A 17,151-nucleotide genomic window follows, 5' to 3' on the forward strand; every position below is an offset into this window, starting at 1 on the left:
CGACAAGACCGCGCCCCGGCCCGTCGGAGTCCGCGTCCAGCACGTCGCACCGCCGTGCCCTCGGCGAGCCGGCCCCCCACTCCTCAAGCTCAGTGATCACGCTCGCCGGGGCTACGCGGGCGGCCGCGCGGCGGTGACGGTACGGTAGGCGATCTCCGCCAGCCGCCCCTGACCGTCCTGGCTCGGATGGAACACGTCCCAGGGGCTCAACTGCTCCACGCTGAACCGGTGGTCGAAGACCGCGCCCCCGTCGTACCGGCACCGCTCGTCGCGGGCACAGACGTCCCGGAGCACCTCGTTGTAGGCGACCACCCGCTGCCGCACCGCGGCCCGGCGCTGCTCGGCCACCGCGCCCAGATCGTCGGCGTCGGCCAGCATCGACGCACAGACGCCCAGCTTCCACACCTGCCGGCCCACCGGATGGTCCCGCCCCGCCGACCAGAGCCGCCGCAGATCCGGCACGCTCGCCACGTACACCTGCGTCGTGGGCGCCGACCGTCGCAGCCGCGCCATCGCCGACTTGAACGACGTCCGGAAGTCGGTCACGGGCGTCATCAGGCCGACGGATGCGCGGCACGCGTCGTTCGCGCCCACCATGACGGTGACGAGGCCGGGCTTCAGCTCCGCCGCCTGCGCCATCTGCCCGGGCAGTTCCGCGACACGCGCGCCGGACCTGGCCAGGTTCCAGGAGCGTGACGCCAGCGCGGGCGCGCCGAGCAGGCGCAGCGCCAGGCTGTTCACCCGGGTGTCCGAACCGGTGGCCCAGGACAGCTCCGGACAGTCCGTCAGCACGCCGCAGGCGTCGAAGCCCCGGGTGATGGAGTCGCCGACCGCGGCGATCGACGCCGGACGGGTGTTCCACGCGGGGGTGGGGGAGGGGCTCGGCGAGGGGCTGGGCGGCGCCGCCGCGGGCCGTCGCCCGGCCTCGGCGGTGTTACCGCTTTCGGTGGACGCGACACACCCGGACAGTGCGGCACCGCAGATCAGGGCCATGACCGCCGCCACCGCGCCACCCCGCCGCGTCCGCGTCCGGCGCGTGCGGTCGGCATCCTGGCGAGTGAAAGCTTCGTGTCGACGGGCCACGGGACCGACCGTACGTCATCCCAAGCGCCCCGGCGCACGGTAGCTTTTCCCCGTCGAACCAGAGGCGCCTGGCCGACCGGCTCCGGTAAATTACATCAAGTCACAAGCTGTCCCTTTTGCGGAGTTTCGCTCCCGATGCTGTTTACTGAGGCCGCTGGGAAAAGGCGAACCTCGTCCCACCCTGGAGGTCCCGGTGACGACACGTGGAGTCCTGTACGTCCACTCCGCGCCGCGCGCGCTGTGCCCGCACGTCGAATGGGCGGTCGCGGGGGTGCTCGGCGCGAGGGTCCAGCTCGACTGGATCCGGCAGCCGGCCTCACCGGGCACCTGGAGAGCCGAGTTCTCCTGGCAGGGCGAACCGGGCACCGCCTCCAAGCTGGCCTCCGCGCTGCGCGGCTGGCAGATGCTCCGCTTCGAGGTGACCGCCGAGCCCTGCTCCACCGCCGAGGGGGAGCGCTACAGCGCCACGCCCGACCTGGGCATCTTCCACGCGGTCATCGGCATCCACGGCGACATCATGATCCCCGAGGACCGGCTGCGCGCCGCCCTGGCCCGCTCGGCGCAGGGCGAGACCCGGCTGGAGGCCGAGATCGCCAAACTGCTGGGCAAGCCGTGGGACGACGAGCTGGAGCCCTTCCGCTACGCGGGCGAGGGGGCCCCGGTCCGCTGGCTGCACCAGGTGGTCTGATCGCTCGGCGCGCCGTGTGCGTACACCCGCGTACGGAACCACTGCGCGTGCCCGCCCTCCGGGAGAGGCGAGAGGCCCCCGCCCGGACGGGTGGGGGCCTCTTCACGCGGTACGAGCGGTGCGTCAGACCGTCCGGAACGCCAGGACGACGTTGTGGCCGCCGAAGCCGAACGAGTTGTTGATCGCCGCGATGGTGCCCTCGGGCAGCTGACGGGGCTCGCCGCGCACGATGTCCGCGTCGACCTCCTCGTCCAGGTCGTCGACGTTGATGGTCGGCGGGGCCACGCGGCGGTACAGCGCCAGGACCGTCGCGACGGTCTCGATGCCGCCCGCGCCGCCCAGCAGGTGGCCCGTCATGGACTTGGTGGCCGAGATCGCGACATGGTCGAGGTCCTCGCCGAGGATCTTGCGCAGCGCCTTCACCTCGGCGACATCACCCTGCGGCGTCGACGTGGCGTGCGCGTTCAGGTGCACGACCTCCGACGGTTTGAGGTCCGTGTCGTCCAGCAGGTTCTGCAGGGCGGCGGCGATACCGCGGCCGGTCGGCTCGGGCTGCGCGATGTGGTGGCTGTCGGCGGACAGGCCCTGGCCCAGCGCCTCGCAGTACACGCGGGCGCCGCGCGCGGCGGCGTGCTCGGCCGACTCCAGGATGACCACACCCGCGCCCTCGCCCAGGACGAAGCCGTCACGGGCCTTGTCGTACGGGCGGGAGGCCTTCTCGGGCTCGTCGTTGCTCTTGGACATCGCCATCATGTTGGCGAAGGCCGCGATGGGCAGTGGGTGGATGGCCGCCTCGGTGCCACCCGCCACGACCACGTCGGCGCGGCCGGTGCGGATCATCTCGATGGCGTAGCCGATGGCCTCGGCACCCGACGCGCACGCCGACACCGGGGTGTGGACGCCCGCCCGGGCGTTCACCTCCAGGCCGACGTTGGCGGAGGGGCTGTTCGGCATGAGCATGGGCACGGTGTGCGGGGAGACACGGCGGACGCCCTTCTCCTTCAGCACGTCGTACTGGTCGAGGAGCGTGGTCACGCCGCCGATGCCGGAGGCGATGACGGAACCGAGCCGCTCCGGCGCGATGTTCTCGTCCTCGCCGGCGGGCGCGGTGTAACCGGCGTCCGCCCAGGCCTCACGGGCGGCGATGACGGCGAACTGCGCCGAGCGGTCGAGCTTGCGGGCCAGCGGCCGAGGCAGGACCTCGAGCGGTTCGACGGCCACCTGGGCCGCGATCTGCACAGGCAGGTCGGCGAAGCGCTCGCCCTCGAGGGGCCTGACGCCGGAGCGCCCGGCCATCAGCCCCTCCCAGGTCGAGGCGGAGTCGCCACCCAGCGGTGTGGTTGCGCCGATACCGGTGACGACCACGGTGCGATTGGTCGAGCTCACAGGAATTCTTTCTCCACGTGTAAGAGGTAAGCGTGAATATGGCGCCACCGCCGGGTGGCGAACCGATCAGGCCTGGTGCTTGAGGATGTAGTCGGCAGCGTCGCGGACCGTCTTGAGGCCCTTGACGTCGTCGTCCGGGATCTTCACGTCGAAGCGCTCCTCGGCGGCGACGACGACCTCGACCATGGACAGCGAGTCGACGTCCAGGTCGTCGGTGAAGGACTTGTCCAGCTGGACGTCCTCGGTGGGGATGCCGGCGATCTCGTTGACGATGTCGGCGAGACCTTCGACGATCTCTTCCAGGGTGGCGGCCATATCGGCGCTCCTTCGGTGTGTAGCTCTGGGTTTCTCAGAGGATGTGACGGCTTGCCGTCCGGTCCGGAAGATCGGAACGGTGCCTAGGGGAGGGTAACGACCGTCGCGGCGTAGACGAGCCCCGCCCCGAAGCCGATGACGAGCGCGGTGTCACCGCTCTTCGCCTGACCGGTCGCCAGGAGCCGCTCCATCGCGAGCGGGATCGAGGCGGCCGAGGTGTTGCCGGTGGTCTCCACGTCACGGGCGACCGTGACGTGCTCCGGCAGCTTCAGCGTCTTCACCATCGAGTCGATGATCCGCATATTGGCCTGGTGCGGGATGAAGACGTCCAGGTCGGCCACGGTGATGCCGGCCGCGTCGAGCGCCTGCTGGGCGACCTTGGCCATCTCGAAGACGGCCCAGCGGAACACCGCCTGGCCCTCCTGGGTGATGGCCGGGAACTTCTCTACCGAGCCGTCGCGGTAGTCCGTCCACGGCACCGTCTGCTTGATCGTCTCGGACTTGTCGCCCTCGGATCCCCAGACGGTCGGGCCGATCGCCGGCTCCTGGGCCGGGCCGACGACCACCGCGCCCGCGCCGTCGCCGAACAGGAAGGCCGTGGCGCGGTCCTCCAGGTCGGTCAGGTCGCTGAGCCGCTCGACGCCGATGACGAGTACGTGCTCCGCCGAGCCCTCGACGATCATGCCCTTGGCGAGCGTCAGGCCGTAGCCGAAGCCGGCACAGCCCGCCGAGATGTCGAAAGCGGCCGGCTTGTTCGCGCCGATCTGGTCCGCGATCTCGGTGGCGACCGCCGGGGTCTGCTTGAAGTGCGAGACGGTGGAGACGATGACGCCACCGATCTGCTCGGGCGTGATCCCGGCGTCCGCGATGGCCTTGCCCGCGGCCTCGACCGACATCGCGGTCACGGTCTCCTCGGGCGACGCCCAGTGGCGGGTCGCGATGCCGGAGCGGGAGCGGATCCACTCGTCGGACGAGTCGATCGTCTCGAGGATCACCTCGTTCGGCACGACACGGGTCGGGCGGTAGCCGCCGACACCCATGATGCGCGCGTACGGGGCGCCCTTGCTGGGCTTGATCTTCGCCATGCTCTGCGGCTCCTTGCTCCGGTTCAGGAGGCGGCGCCGGCGTGCTCGGCGATGAGCGCGCGTGCCGCGTCGAGGTCGTCGGGGGTCTTGAGCGCGAGCGTCTTGACCCCGGGCAGGGCCCGCTTGGCGATACCGGTGAGGGTGCCGCCCGGGCACACCTCGACCAGCGCGGTCGCGCCGAGCCGCTGGAACGTTTCCATGCAGAGGTCCCAGCGGACCGGGTTCGCGACCTGGCCCACGAGGCGGGTGACGACATCGGCACCCGTGGCGACGGTCTGCCCGTCCTTGTTGGAGACATAGGCGACCTTCGGGTCCGCCGGGTCCAGGCCCTGTGCGGTCTCCTCCAGCTTCGCCACGGCGGGCGCCATGTGGTGCGTGTGGAACGCGCCGGCGACCTGGAGCGTGATCACGCGGCGGACACCCTCGGGCTTGTCCGACTCCAGCGCGGCGATCTGCTCCATGGTGCCGGCGGCGACGATCTGGCCGGCGCCGTTCACGTTCGCCGGGGTCAGGCCGAGCTTCTCCAGGTGCGGGACGGTGACCTCGGGGTCGCCGCCGAGCAGCGCCGCCATGCCGGTCCGGGTGACGGCGGCGGCCTCGGCCATCGCCAGACCCCGGGTCCGTACGAGACGGAGCGCGGCCGTGTCGTCGAGGACGCCCGCGAACACGGCGGCGGTGATCTCACCGACGCTGTGGCCGGCGACGGCGTCCGGCGTGATGTCACCGAGCGCGGCCGCGGACAGCAGTCCGGCCGCCACCAGCAGCGGCTGGGCGACCGACGTGTCGCGGATCTCCTCCGCGTCTGCCTTCGTGCCGTAGTGGACGAGGTCCAGCCCGATGGCCTCCGACCACGCGCCGACACGGTCGGCGGCGCCCGGGAGATCGAGCCAGGGAGTCAGGAAGCCTGGCGTCTGAGCGCCTTGGCCGGGAGCGACGAGTACGAGCACCCTCACACTCTCTCTTGTGGACGGTCCTGGACGCCCGTGGGGACTAGGACGAAGAACCGTCGGGTGAATTGTTGATCCCCCACAAAACCCTAGGACTGTGTCTCGCTGTCGGCCAGACGCCCCAGGATCAGTGCGATCCGCAGCGTAAAGGCCGACCGTACATCGGACGGTGACCATCCGGTGACGTCCGTCACACGTCGGAGCCGGTAGCGCACGGTGTTGGGATGGACGAACAACATCCTGGCGGCCCCTTCGAGGCTGCTCGCCTGCTCCAGGTACACGCTCAGCGTCTCCAGGAGCGCCGAGCCCGCCTCCTCCAGCGGTCTGTAGATCTCCTCCACCAACTGCTCACGCGCGGAGGGGTCCGACGCGATCGCGCGCTCCGGCAGGAGATCGTCGGCGAGGACCGGCCGCGGTGCGTCCTGCCAGGCAGAACAGGCCTTCAGCCCGGCCGCCGCCGCCTGCGCGGACCGCGTCGCCGCCAGCAGATCCGGCACCACGGGGCCGGCCACGACAGGTCCGGCCGCGTACGGGCCGATCAGCGCCTTGGCGACGGCCAGGGGATTGTCGCTGCCGCCCGCGATCACCACGAGGCGGTCGCCGAGCACACCGGTGAGGACCTGGAGCTTGGCGTGGCGGGCCGCGCGGCGGATCGCCTCGACGGTCAGCTCGCTGTCGCCGTCCGGCGCGGTGCCGAGGATCACACAGACGTGCTCCGGCGAGTTCCAGCCCAGCGCGGCGGCCCGGCTGACCGCGCCCTCGTCGGCCTCGCCCGAAAGCACCGCGTTCACGACGAGGGACTCCAGCCGGGCGTCCCAGGCGCCACGGGCCTCGGCGGCCTGCGCGTACACCTGCGCCGTCGCGAAGGCGATCTCCCTGGCGTAGACGAGCAGGGCCTCGCGGAGTACGGACTCGTCGCCGGGGGCGGCGACCTCCTCGATGGCCGACTCCATGACCTCGATGGTGGTGCGGACCATCTCCACGGTCTGCCGCAGGGTGATCGCCCGGGTCAGCTCGCGGGGGGCGGTACCGAAGACGTCCGTGGAGATCGCCTGAGGGGTCTCCGGGTGCCGGAACCACTCGGTGAACGCGGCGATACCGGCCTGGGCGACCAGACCGATCCAGGACCGGTTCTCCGGAGGCATCGCTCGGTACCACGGCAGCGTCTCGTCCATGCGGGCGATGGCGTTCGCGGCGAGCCGGCCGGAGGACTGTTCGAGGCGCTTCAGGGTCGCTGCGTGCGGGTGGGCGTTGTTCGCTGCGGGTTCAGGCACGGGGACAAGACTGCCTTATCGGGACGGCGCTCCGCCCAGCCGGTCTACCGTTGGGCCCGTGATGTCACTGCACAGAGCCGGGGACCGGTACCCCGGCGGCGACCCGGACGCCGGGATCGAGACCCGGCACGCCTTCTCGTTCGGCCCGCACTACGACCCCGACAACCTCCGCTTCGGGGCGCTCATCGCCTGCAACGAGGAGCGGCTCGCTCCGGGTGCCGGCTTCGACGAGCACCCGCACAGCCACACCGAGATCGTCACATGGGTCGTCGAGGGCGAGCTGACGCACCGCGACTCGGCCGGGCACGCGACGCTGGTGCGGCCCGGCGATGTGCAGCACCTCAGCTCGGCGGGCGGCGTGCGGCACGTGGAGCGCAACGACGGGACGGCGCCGCTGACCTTCGTACAGATGTGGCTGTCCCCGCTGGAGCCGGGCGGCGAGCCGTCGTACGAGACCGTCCGCGGCCTCGCCGACGCCACCCCGTACGCCCTGCCCGCCGCAGGGGCGCTGCTGCATGTGCGCCGCCCGGCCGCGGGTGAGCGCACCGCCGTCCCGGACGGGGACTCCGTGTACGTCCACGTGGTGCGCGGCGGCGTGCGCCTCGCCGACGACGGCGCGGTGGCGGAGCTGGGGCCGGGCGACGCGGCCCGGATCACCGACGCGCGGGGCGTGGACCTGACCGCTGTCACGGCGGCCGAGGTGCTGATCTGGGAGATGACCCGGGCGGTGCCCGCCGGGAGCTAGGCGTGCTCGCTAGGCGCGGTCGCTGGTCGCGCTCGCTAGGCAGGGCTGCCCGGACGCCGGCGGAGTTCGGCGAGGACCGCGTCCGTGAACGGCGGCCACGCCTCGATCGCCCACTGGCCGAAGTCCCGGTCGGTGAGAGCGACGCACGCAGCCCGGGCGTCCGGGTCCACCCACAGGAACGTCCCCGACTGGCCGAAGTGCCCGAACGCGCGGGGTGACGACGAACCGCCCGTCCAGTGCGGCGCCTTGCTGTCCCGTATCTCGAAGCCGAGGCCCCAGCCGTTGGGCTTCTGGTGCCCGTAGCCGGGCAGGATGCCGGTCAGGCCCGGGTGGACGACCGTCATGGCCTCAAGGACCGTGCGCGCGTCCAGGAGCCGCGGTGCCTGCAGCTCCGCCGCGAACCGTGCGAGATCGTCGACCGTCGACACCCCGTCCTTCGCGGGCGAGCCGTCCAGCGTCGTCGCCGTCATCCCGAGCGGGACGAGGACGGCCTGGCGCAGATACTCCGCGAACGGGATGTCGGTCGCCTTCGCGACATGGTCCGCCAGCACCTCGAACCCGGCGTTGGAGTAGATCCGCCGCGTGCCCGGCGCCGCCGTCACGCGGGGCTCGTCGAAGGCCAGCCCCGAGGTGTGCGCGAGCAGATGCCGCACGGTCGAGCCCTCAGGGCCCGCCGGCTCGTCCAGTTCGACCGCGCCCTCCTCGTAGGCGACGAGCACGGCGTACGCCGCCAGCGGCTTGGTCACCGAGGCGAGCGGGAACCGTCGCCCGGTGGGTCCGTGGGCCCCCGCGAGGGTGCCGTCCGCACGGACGACGGCGGCGGCCGCGGTCGGCACGGGCCAGTTCTCGATCATCGCCAGGCTCTGCATGCGGACGAGGGTACTTGCTCGCCCCGGCACTTGCTTCGAGTGCACTCGAACGTCCTAGCGTGGGGGCCATGACGGTGATCGAGACCACCCCGGCGGACACCAAGGCCAGCACCGACACCACCGACACCACCGACGGCACCGACATCTGTGCTGCCGCACCGCCTCGGCACCCCCGCCCCGACGGGCAGGACCGCTACACCATCAGCGAGGTCGCCGCCTGGACCGGCCTCACCGCCCACACCCTCCGGTGGTACGAGCGCATCGGACTGATGCCGCACGTCGACCGCTCCGCCACCGGCCAGCGCCGGTTCACCAACCGGGACCTGGACTGGCTGACCCTGGTCGGCAAGCTACGCCTGACGGGCATGTCCGTCGCCGCGATGGTGCGTTACGCAGAGCTGGTGCGCGCCGGCGAGCACACCTTCGACGAACGGCGCGCACTCCTCGAGGCCACCCGCCAGGACGTGCTGTCCCGCATCGCGGAACTCCAGGAGACGCTCGCCGTACTCGACTTCAAGATCTATATGTATGCGGGCGCCCACGGGGCGCAGGAAGGGGCATGAGGATGACCGAGGGCCACACGATCAGCCAGGTCCGGCTCGGCACGACGGGCCCGATGGTCGGCGTCCAGGGACTGGGCGCCATGGGCATGAGCGAGTTCTACGGCGACACCGACGAGGCCGCGGCCAGGGACACCCTCGACGCCGCTCTGGAGGCGGGCGTCAACCTCATCGACACCGCCGACATCTACGGACGCGGAGCCAACGAGGAGTTCCTCGCCCCATTCGTCGCCGCCCACCGCGACGAGATCACGCTGGCCACCAAGTTCGCCGTCGTCCGCAGCGACGATCCGCGCTACCGCGGTATCCGCAACGACCCCGCCTACATCAAGTCCGCCGTCGAGGACAGCCTGCGCCGCCTCGGCGTCGATGTCATCGACCTCTACTACATGCACCGCCGCGACCCCGCCGTGCAGCTCGCCGAGTCCGTCGGGGCCATGGCCGAACTAGTACGGGAGGGCAAGGTCAAGCACCTCGGCCTCAGCGAGGTCACCGGCCAGGAACTGCGCGAGGCGCACGCCGTCCACCCCATCGCCGCCCTCCAGTCCGAGTGGTCGCTGTTCTCCCGGGACGTCGAGGAGAGCGCCGTGCCGGCGGCGGCCGAACTGGGCGTCGCCCTCGTGCCGTACTCGCCGCTCGGCCGGGGCTTCCTCACCGGTGCGTTCACCGACGCCGCCAAGGAGCTCACCGAGGGCGACTTCCGTCGCACCCAGCCGCGGTTCTCCGGCGACAACGCCCGCCGGAACGCCGCGCTCCTGGAGCCCGTCCGCACCATCGCCGCCGCCCACGGCGTGACCGCCGCGCAGGTGGCCCTCGCCTGGGTGCACCAGCGGGCCGCCGTCCACGGCCTCCCGGTCGTGCCCATCCCCGGCACCCGCAAGCGCGGCCGCCTTCTGGAGAACACCGCCGCCACCCACCTCACCCTCACCTCGGCCGAACTCGCCCTCCTTGACCCCATCGCCTCCCAAGTCACCGGCTCCCGCTACTCGGACATGTCCCACACCTCCGCCGCCCGCGAGGAGTAACCCCACCGGGTCGCCGACCTGCCGGCCCCGGCACCCCCCCGACACCCCCGACACTCCCGACACCCGCCACCCCCGGTACGAAGGTTCCGGCCCGCGCCCGGGCCCCCAGCGCCGGCCACGCCGTGCCCGCCGAACCCGTGTACCCCCCACCGGGCCTCAGGCCAGCCCGAGGGCGAAGGCCGTGAAGCCCGCCGCGAGGAGCCCCGCCGCTGCCCGGCGGGCCTTCGTGGCCTTCTTCCAGGGCGACTCGAAGCCGCAGGCGTACCGGGCTATGAGGGCCAGCAGCGCGGCGAACAGCGGCAGCCACGCGAGCCGGGCCAGGATCCATCCGACGGTCTCGGGGGCGGTGGTCAGGCCGGGGACCGCGCCTGCGGTCAGCGACGCGGGCACGGCAGCGGCCAGCATGGCCGTCTGGTGCCAGCACAGGATGGTCATCGCCGACAGGTTGACCACGACCACCGGCGCCCACAGCGCCGGCCTGCGCAGCAGCGCCCCGAGCCGGTCCCGCAGGAGTATCGCGGCGCCGCTCTGCACCGCCGCCAGGGCGAGGACGAGCAGCGACGGTGGATGCGAGTTGGTGCGGGCTTCGCCGGGTACGCCGACCATCGACGCCGGGTAGTGGAAGACGACGAGCAGAGCCGCGAACAGCACGGCGCCGCCTACGAACAGCACCCACGCCTCGCGCCTGCCGATCCGCCGTTCACCCCAGGACACTCCGAGCTGGTAGGCGAACAGCCAGCCCGGCAGCAGGTTGAGGACGCTCAGCCACGACGGCATGGCCTCGGCGTACGGGCCGTACCGCACCAGGTCTACGACGGCGACCGAGCCGAGCAGTGGCGCCGCCGCCCACGGGCCCATCACCCGCGCAGCCCGCACGCAGCAGGGCGTGAGCGCGGTCACGACCGTGTACACGCCGACGAACCACAGCGGCTGTATCACCAGCGTCGCCCCGGTACGCAGCGTGTCGCCGGGCACGCCCACCGCGGTACCCACCGCTATCAGCACGGCCCACACGGCGGTGACCCCCAGCACGGGCCGGCCGAGCCGGGCGATCCTGCCCCGCAGCCACTCCCCGGTGCCGGCTGCGCGGCGCCGGTAGGACAGCACGGACGCGTACCCGCCGACCAGAAAGAAGACGCCGAGCATCTGCAGCACCCAGCTGGCGGGCGCGAGGCCCCCGAACGTCGAGAGCGGGCTCGCGTTGTGGATCGCCCGCTCGCCGTCCAGCGTGAAGCCGCCGAGCATCCAGTGCCCGGTGGGCACGGCGAGCAGGGCCAGGGCACGCAACCCGTCGACGCCACGGTCCCGGTGGGCCGGCGTCCGCCGCTCGATCCGTTCGGCGAGTCTCATACCGCCACCCCCCGCGCGATCGCGGCGAACGTACGGAGCGACGCGGTGCCGGGCGCGAAGTACCCGCTGTGGCCCCGGGCGTCCCCGGCGGGCACCCGCCGCGCACCGAACGCGTCCGACGCGGGGTCGGAGCCGTGCCCGAGGCCCAGAAATTCGACGTTGGGCACCTTGGAGATCCAGTCGGTGGGGTCCTTCGCGGCCCACACCCGGGCGGACGTACCGAGCTCCGCGACGTTCCCCGCGCGCATCCCGGGTGAGCCGAACACCACCAGGTCCTTAGCCTTCAGCTCCGCGGCGGCCAGCCCGCACACCACGGAGCCGTAGCTGTGGCAGAACACGGCCGGGGCGGCGGCACCGGTGGCGGCGAGCCCGTCGGCCAGGCGGACCAGCCGCTCGGCGCCCACCTCGGCGAGGTCACCGGTCGCGGCGTCGAGGCCGACCCCGACCGGCGTGGTGTACCCGGCCCAGGCGATCACCGCCGTACGGCCGCCGGTCGCGGCGCGCAGCTGCTTCGCCATCCCGGCCGGCGTGCCGTACGAGTCATGGGCGCGGTCGTACGATCCGGCGTCGATGTCCGAGCCGGGCACCACGACCGCCACATGACGGCTGCGTTCCAGGTCCCCGAAGACCTCGGCGGCCAGCCCGCGGCCGCGCGGGTCGAAGGCGAGTATCCGCCGCCCCTTGAGACGTGCGTACCGCGCGTCACGGCTGACGGCGAGCGCGTTCGCCTCGTAGCGCAGCGCCACCGGCACACCGTCCAGGTTGCCCACGACGCCCGGGTGACGCCAGGTCAGCTGTTTCTGATCCTTGCGCGTCAGGCCGCGGAAGAACGCGGTGATCTCCGATGGTGAGGCCCGCGCGGGGTCCGGCAGGGTCCGCCCCAGTGACGTGTCCGCGCGCCAGGCCGAACTGCCCGGCGGCGGGCCGGTCATGGCCTGCTGCGCGGTCCCGGAGGCCCATCCCGCGGTCCCGGCGACGACGGTCGTCGCCAGCACGGCGGCCACCAGAGCCCTCTTGTAGCGGCGCATGACGCCCCCCTGTTTCTGCCTCGTCCGGTGTTGACGAGGAGGAAGCTAGGGAGACGACATATGAGCGATCGTCAACCCGGGGAGCCAACTGCGCAGTGATACCGGGGTAGGGGGTGTCCCACGCCCCACGCCCCACCGCAGCCGCGGCGGACGGGGCGACGCCGCTCGGCGTCAGGCCACGTCGCCGGGCGTGACCACCCCGGACTCGTAGGCGAAGACAACGGCCTGCGCCCGGTCCCGCAGGCCCAGCTTGGCCAGTACCCGGCCGATGTGCGTCTTCACCGTCTGCTCCGCCAGCACCAGATGCTCGGCGATCTCCTGGTTGGACAGGCCGCGGGCGACCAGCTCCAGGACCTCCGTCTCCCGTGGCGTGAGCCCGTTCAGCCGCACCGCACGGTCCTTGCGCGGTGCGGGCCGCTGAGCCGCGAAGTCCTCGATCAGCCGCCGCGTCACCGATGGGGCGAGCAGCGCCTCACCCGCCGCCACCACACGGACCGCGGCGATCAGGTCCGCCGGTGGGGCGTCCTTCAGCAGGAAGCCGGACGCGCCGGCGCGCAACGCCTCGTACACGTAGTCGTCCACGTCGAAGGTGGTCAGCATCAGGACCTTCGGCCGGTGTGTCACACCGGCCGGCGGGTTCAGCAACTCCCGTGCCGCGGCGAGGCCGTCCATCTCGGGCATGCGCACATCCATCAGGACCACGTCCGGGTGCGCTGACCTGCCCACCGCGACACCGGCCCGGCCGTCGGCGGCCTCCCCGACCACATCGATGTCGGGCTGCGCCGACAGCAGCGCGGCGAACCCCGCCCGCACCATGGCCTGGTCGTCGACGATGATCACGCGGATGGTCACGGGGGTCCCTTCAGACGGTCAGGGGAGCGGTGCGGTCAGCGGCAGCCGTGCCGCGACCCGGAAACCGCCGTCCGGCAGCGGTCCGGTGTCGAGCATCCCGCCGGTCAACCGTACGCGCTCCCGCATGCCCACCAGGCCGTGTCCCGTGCCGGACGTCTCCAGCGGTGAAGTCGGTTCGGTCGGCGGGCCGTTGACGACCAGTACGATCAGCCACTCCAGGTTGGGCGACCTCGACACGGACACCCTCGTCCGGGCGCCCGGTGCGTGCCGCACCACATTGGACAGCGCCTCCTGCACGATCCGGTACGCGGACAGGTCCACGGTCGGCGGCACCGTGCCCAGCTCCGCCGCCAGCGAGAGCTCGACGGGCGCACCCGCCCGTACCGTCGCCTCGACCAGTTGCTGCACCCGGTCGACACCCGGCTGCGGCGCCCGTTCACCCTCGGTGTTCTCGCTGCGCAGCACCGCCAGCAGCCGCCGCATCTCGGTGAGGGACTCACGCGCCGACGCCGCGATCGACGTGAACTCCTCGCGTGCGGCCTCCGGAATCCCCTCGATTCGGTAGGGCGCCGAGTCGGCCTGCACGGTGATCACCGACATGTGGTGGGCCACCACGTCGTGCAGTTCCCGTGCGATCCGGGCACGCTCCTCGAGCAGCGTCCGCCGGGCCCGCTCGGCCTCACTGATCGTCTCCTGTTCCACCAGCCGCCGCTTGGCGTCGCCGCGCTCGCGGAGCATGCCGGTTATCAGCAGGACGACCCCGCTGAGTACGAACATCACCAGGTGGAGATTGTCCCCCCGCTGCTGTGTGAACAGTTCGAACGCGAACCCGGCCGCGCCGGTCACCAGCCACACGCTGACCAGCGTCCGCCGCTGTTCGCGCAGCCCGACGGTGAGCATGAGCGCCAGGTAGCCGACTACGACCATCGGCGTCCAGGGCCAGGGTCTGCCCTCGCTCAGATCCGAGTTCATCGTCGCCAAGGCGCCGAGCACGTCGGCGGTGAAGACGATCCACCATGCCTGCAGCGGCCGGGAGACGGCCATAAGCAGCGGGGCGGTCTGCGCGGTGGCCAGCACCCCGGCGAACCCGCCGTTCACCCCGTAGTCCTGGATGAGCACGACGACGGTGACCGGCAGCAGTGAGGCGACGAAGGCGAGCGCCAGGACGTACGGCACGAGCCGCACCCACCGCGACGCGGCGTGCCCCAGCAGCCGCGCCCCCGGCTCCGTGGGCGTCGAAAGCGCGTTGCCCAGCGCCCGCAGGGCGCCCTGCAGGGCCTCCTGCAGGGCCCGCCCCGCATGCCCGGCGGGCGTGCCGGGTCCGCCGAGCCCCCGTGCGGGCGAGGGCGTCGGCGGGACGTCGGGCGGGGGAACGCTGCTCATGATCCGGTCAGCCTAGGCTCGGCCCGGCCGGTGCGGCGTCATACCAGGGAGCCAGTTCACCGCCTCATACCCCGGTATGACACGGCCGCCGTTGCGCCCGTACCGCCCGACTCACAGTCCCGCGCATGCAGGCCCCGCACCTCGCCCGCACCGCACGGCGCGTGCCCGGATGCCCGCGCGACTACAACTCCGCCAGCAGCTCGGCCTTCTTCGCCGCGAACTCCTCGTCCGTCACCAGTCCCGCCTGGTGAAGCTCGCCGAGGTGCCTGATGCGGTCGGCGATGTCCGCCGGGTCGCGCCGTCCGGCGGCCACGGGGACCGGGACCGGCACCGCGCCGTCCTGGTTCCGCACGGCCTGCAGCACGGCGGCCGCGAACGGCAGCGACTCGTGGACCGGCCCGTAGCCGAGGCCGAAGACGACCGCGGCCGGGTCCTGGTCGGCCTGGGCGGGCCGACTCTCGCCACCGCGCCGCAGCAGCCGCAGACAGCCGTCCAGGACGTCCGGCGACCGCCATTCGACGCCGCTGAGATCGCTCACCGCGAAGCTCTGGTCGCCCGCCTTCCACTTGGCGGACGACGCGCCCGTCCAGAACCAGCGGAACGACACATTCCGGCCATCGAAGGAAGCCTTGCCGTCGTACGCCTTGAACTGCAGGGGCGGTTCGGGCACCTTCACGAGGAACCGCTCGGCAACCTCGGAGCGCTCCTGCCCGAGGCGTGCCCGCAACTCGTCCGCGTAGTACTCGGCGAGGGTCTCCCGCTCTGCGGGCAGCACCAGCCGGTACGGGTCACAGCCCTCCTTCAGCTGGCCGTCGGCCGCTTCCATCAGAGGGTCTGCTCCCGTACGCGGCACCGCGTGCAGAACCACCGTGCCCCGCTTGCCCGGGGCGAGCGTCACCGATGCCAGCGCCTCGTGCGGGATACGTCTTTCGCGCAGCACCTGGAACAGCTTCGGCGCGCGGATCCCGCGTTCGAAGCGGATGAGCACGGCGTCGGGTTCGAACTCCCAGGTGGCATGATTTCCGGCCAGCACATCACCCATGCGCCTCATCGTATGCGGCGTGCGCCCGCGCGTCGCCCCTGGAAGAGGAGCGGAAATGGACTACCGTCCCCGACTTCTACGCGGGTCAGAGCGATGCGGCGCCGTAAATTCCACTCCGGCAGATGCCGTCCGCGTCGGCGCAGCGCACGCTGTCGTAGGCGCCGACCCCTATGTCCGCGAAGTTGCGCAGACTGTCCGTACCGGGCACGAAGTAGCCGCCGTGACCTGCGGCGCCGTCCGCGGACAGCAGCCGCGCGCCGAATTCGGGGGCCACCGGATCGGCGCCGTGTCCGAGCCCGCCGACGTCCAGGTACGGCACGTCGGCGATCCAGTCGTCGGCGTCCCGCATCGCCCATACCTGGGCCCGGGTGCCGAGCGCGGCCGCGTTCTCGGCCCGCATCCCGGGGCTGCCGGCCACGGCGATGTCGGTGACCCGCTCGGGCAGCCGGTGCGCGGCCAGTCCGCACACCACCGAGCCGTAGCTGTGGCAGAACAGCGAGACCCGTGATGTGCCGGGCAGCGCCCCGGTCAGGGAGACGAGCCGTACCGCGCCGTCCGCGGCGAGCCTCCCGGTGGCCGCGTCCATGCCGACGCCGGTGGGCGCGGTGTAGTCGGCCCAGGCGATGACGGCGGTACGGATGTCCGGCGCCGCCTCGCGTTGGGCGGCGTACAGCGACTCGGCCATGCCGACCGGTGCCGTGTACCGGCGGGCGGTCTTCTGGAAGGTCAGCAGATGGGTGTCGACGCCCGGCACGACCACCGAGACCCGCTGGGCCTTCTCCAGGTCACCGAACACCTCCGCGACCCTGCCGTTGCCCGACGGGTCGAAGGCGAGGATCTGCCTGCCGTCGCTCATGAGGGACGAGAAGCGGTGGACCCGCCGTACGGCCTCGTGATGCCCGTCGGCGGAGAGCCTCCGGTCCTCCACGCGCACGCGTTCGGCGGCGAGCGCCCTGTTGAGCGTCCGCTGGTTGGCGCGGTAGCGCAGGGCCACCGGCACCCCGTCGAGATTGCCCACGACGAGCGGGTGTTCGTCGGCGAGCCGCGCGCGCTGTCCGGGCTTCAGGGAGGCGAAGAACGCGGCCACGGCGGTCGGCGGCGACGCCGGGTCCGGCAGCGTACGTGCGCCGATCCGGCCGGTGCGCCATGAAGCCATCGCCGTGTCCCACGAGTCCCGCACTCCGTCGCGCGGGCGCTGTTCGGTGGTCCAGCCGGTCGTGGCGAGGAGGACGAAGACCACCGAGAGGGCGAGCATGGTGCGCCAGACGGTGAGCGTGGGGGAGGCGATGAGAGAAGTCACTACGAGACACCCTAGGAGACGCCGAAGGCCGCCCAGGTCGACCGTGACGTAGATCACGGTTCGACGTGCGTGTGCGGGGAAGAGCCGGGCTGTGCGCACGGCGATGTCACCACCTGTGCGTCACCCCCAGGGGTGTGGCTACGGAGTGTGGGGGCTCTCGGTGTGCCCCCAGGGCCTCGGGGGCGGCGCTTTTTCGCCAGTCCGAGACCCTGTGGTTCG

Annotated in this window: 17 protein-coding genes; 4 read left to right on the forward strand and 13 right to left on the reverse strand. The window is 72.2% G+C overall.

Annotated elements, in window-relative coordinates; all coding sequences use genetic code 11:
* Positions 1 to 111 precede the first annotated feature (111 nt).
* The gene (locus tag FVS66_RS23920; RefSeq protein WP_149183429.1) at positions 112 to 993 is read right to left on the reverse strand and encodes a GDSL-type esterase/lipase family protein; all 882 of its coding nucleotides are present in this window, start codon (positions 991 to 993) and stop codon (positions 112 to 114) included.
* 283 nt (positions 994 to 1,276) lie between these two features.
* Here FVS66_RS23920 and FVS66_RS23925 point away from each other — a divergent pair, with 283 nt between their 5' ends.
* Positions 1,277 to 1,771: a DUF3145 domain-containing protein gene (locus FVS66_RS23925; RefSeq protein ID WP_149183245.1), complete on the forward strand. Its 495-nt coding sequence runs from the start codon at positions 1,277 to 1,279 to the stop codon at positions 1,769 to 1,771.
* A 123-nt stretch (positions 1,772 to 1,894) separates the two neighbouring features.
* On the opposite strand, the gene fabF is transcribed toward FVS66_RS23925, so the two are convergent.
* The 5 genes from fabF to FVS66_RS23955 form a co-directional block, all read right to left on the reverse strand.
* Positions 1,895 to 3,157, reverse strand: coding sequence for a beta-ketoacyl-ACP synthase II (gene fabF / locus FVS66_RS23930; RefSeq protein ID WP_149183246.1), 1,263 nt, complete (start codon positions 3,155 to 3,157; stop codon positions 1,895 to 1,897).
* A 66-nt stretch (positions 3,158 to 3,223) separates the two neighbouring features.
* A complete protein-coding gene (locus FVS66_RS23935; protein ID WP_149183247.1) occupies positions 3,224 to 3,472 on the reverse strand; it encodes an acyl carrier protein in 249 nt (82 codons plus the stop codon).
* Positions 3,473 to 3,555: 83 nt separating this feature from the next.
* Positions 3,556 to 4,557: a ketoacyl-ACP synthase III gene (locus tag FVS66_RS23940; RefSeq protein WP_149183248.1), complete on the reverse strand. Its 1,002-nt coding sequence runs from the start codon at positions 4,555 to 4,557 to the stop codon at positions 3,556 to 3,558.
* 23 nt (positions 4,558 to 4,580) lie between these two features.
* Positions 4,581 to 5,504 carry an ACP S-malonyltransferase gene (locus tag FVS66_RS23950; RefSeq protein ID WP_149183250.1) on the reverse strand — a complete coding sequence of 308 codons (924 nt, stop codon included), beginning with the start codon at positions 5,502 to 5,504 and terminating at the stop codon, positions 4,581 to 4,583.
* A gap of 89 nt (positions 5,505 to 5,593) precedes the next feature.
* The gene (locus FVS66_RS23955; protein ID WP_149183251.1) at positions 5,594 to 6,778 is read right to left on the reverse strand and encodes a helix-turn-helix domain-containing protein; all 1,185 of its coding nucleotides are present in this window, start codon (positions 6,776 to 6,778) and stop codon (positions 5,594 to 5,596) included.
* A gap of 61 nt (positions 6,779 to 6,839) precedes the next feature.
* Between FVS66_RS23955 and FVS66_RS23960 the strand changes: the two genes are divergently transcribed.
* On the forward strand, positions 6,840 to 7,523 hold the full coding sequence (locus FVS66_RS23960; RefSeq protein WP_149183430.1) for a pirin family protein: 684 nt from the start codon (positions 6,840 to 6,842) through the stop codon (positions 7,521 to 7,523).
* Between the two features lie 35 nt (positions 7,524 to 7,558).
* Here FVS66_RS23960 and FVS66_RS23965 read toward each other — a convergent pair whose 3' ends face one another.
* A complete protein-coding gene (locus FVS66_RS23965; protein ID WP_149183252.1) occupies positions 7,559 to 8,392 on the reverse strand; it encodes a serine hydrolase domain-containing protein in 834 nt (277 codons plus the stop codon).
* 68 nt (positions 8,393 to 8,460) lie between these two features.
* Here FVS66_RS23965 and FVS66_RS23970 point away from each other — a divergent pair, with 68 nt between their 5' ends.
* Together FVS66_RS23970 and FVS66_RS23975 are read left to right on the forward strand one after the other, a co-directional pair.
* The gene (locus tag FVS66_RS23970; protein ID WP_149183253.1) at positions 8,461 to 8,955 is read left to right on the forward strand and encodes a MerR family transcriptional regulator; all 495 of its coding nucleotides are present in this window, start codon (positions 8,461 to 8,463) and stop codon (positions 8,953 to 8,955) included.
* A 2-nt stretch (positions 8,956 to 8,957) separates the two neighbouring features.
* The gene (locus FVS66_RS23975) at positions 8,958 to 9,977 is read left to right on the forward strand and encodes an aldo/keto reductase (RefSeq protein WP_149183431.1); all 1,020 of its coding nucleotides are present in this window, start codon (positions 8,958 to 8,960) and stop codon (positions 9,975 to 9,977) included.
* A gap of 156 nt (positions 9,978 to 10,133) precedes the next feature.
* On the opposite strand, the gene FVS66_RS23980 is transcribed toward FVS66_RS23975, so the two are convergent.
* The 6 genes from FVS66_RS23980 to FVS66_RS24005 all read right to left on the reverse strand — a co-directional run bounded on the left by FVS66_RS23980 (position 10,134) and on the right by FVS66_RS24005 (position 16,932).
* Positions 10,134 to 11,327: an acyltransferase gene (locus FVS66_RS23980; protein ID WP_149183254.1), complete on the reverse strand. Its 1,194-nt coding sequence runs from the start codon at positions 11,325 to 11,327 to the stop codon at positions 10,134 to 10,136.
* The gene (locus tag FVS66_RS23985) at positions 11,324 to 12,355 is read right to left on the reverse strand and encodes an alpha/beta hydrolase (protein ID WP_149183255.1); all 1,032 of its coding nucleotides are present in this window, start codon (positions 12,353 to 12,355) and stop codon (positions 11,324 to 11,326) included. The genes FVS66_RS23980 and FVS66_RS23985 overlap by 4 nt, the downstream gene beginning before the upstream one ends.
* Before the next feature lie 171 nt (positions 12,356 to 12,526).
* Positions 12,527 to 13,207: a response regulator transcription factor gene (locus FVS66_RS23990; protein ID WP_149183256.1), complete on the reverse strand. Its 681-nt coding sequence runs from the start codon at positions 13,205 to 13,207 to the stop codon at positions 12,527 to 12,529.
* A gap of 18 nt (positions 13,208 to 13,225) precedes the next feature.
* Positions 13,226 to 14,590 (reverse strand): sensor histidine kinase, encoded by a 1,365-nt coding sequence (locus FVS66_RS23995; RefSeq protein WP_149183257.1) that lies wholly within the window; start codon positions 14,588 to 14,590, stop codon positions 13,226 to 13,228.
* 181 nt (positions 14,591 to 14,771) lie between these two features.
* Positions 14,772 to 15,632: a DUF4429 domain-containing protein gene (locus FVS66_RS24000; protein ID WP_187645668.1), complete on the reverse strand. Its 861-nt coding sequence runs from the start codon at positions 15,630 to 15,632 to the stop codon at positions 14,772 to 14,774.
* An 85-nt stretch (positions 15,633 to 15,717) separates the two neighbouring features.
* The gene (locus tag FVS66_RS24005) at positions 15,718 to 16,932 is read right to left on the reverse strand and encodes an alpha/beta hydrolase (RefSeq protein WP_149183259.1); all 1,215 of its coding nucleotides are present in this window, start codon (positions 16,930 to 16,932) and stop codon (positions 15,718 to 15,720) included.
* Positions 16,933 to 17,151: the final 219 nt, after the last annotated feature.

Source organism: Streptomyces sp. TRM49041 (genome assembly GCF_008271805.1).
Classification (GTDB): Bacteria; Actinomycetota; Actinomycetes; order Streptomycetales; family Streptomycetaceae; genus Streptomyces.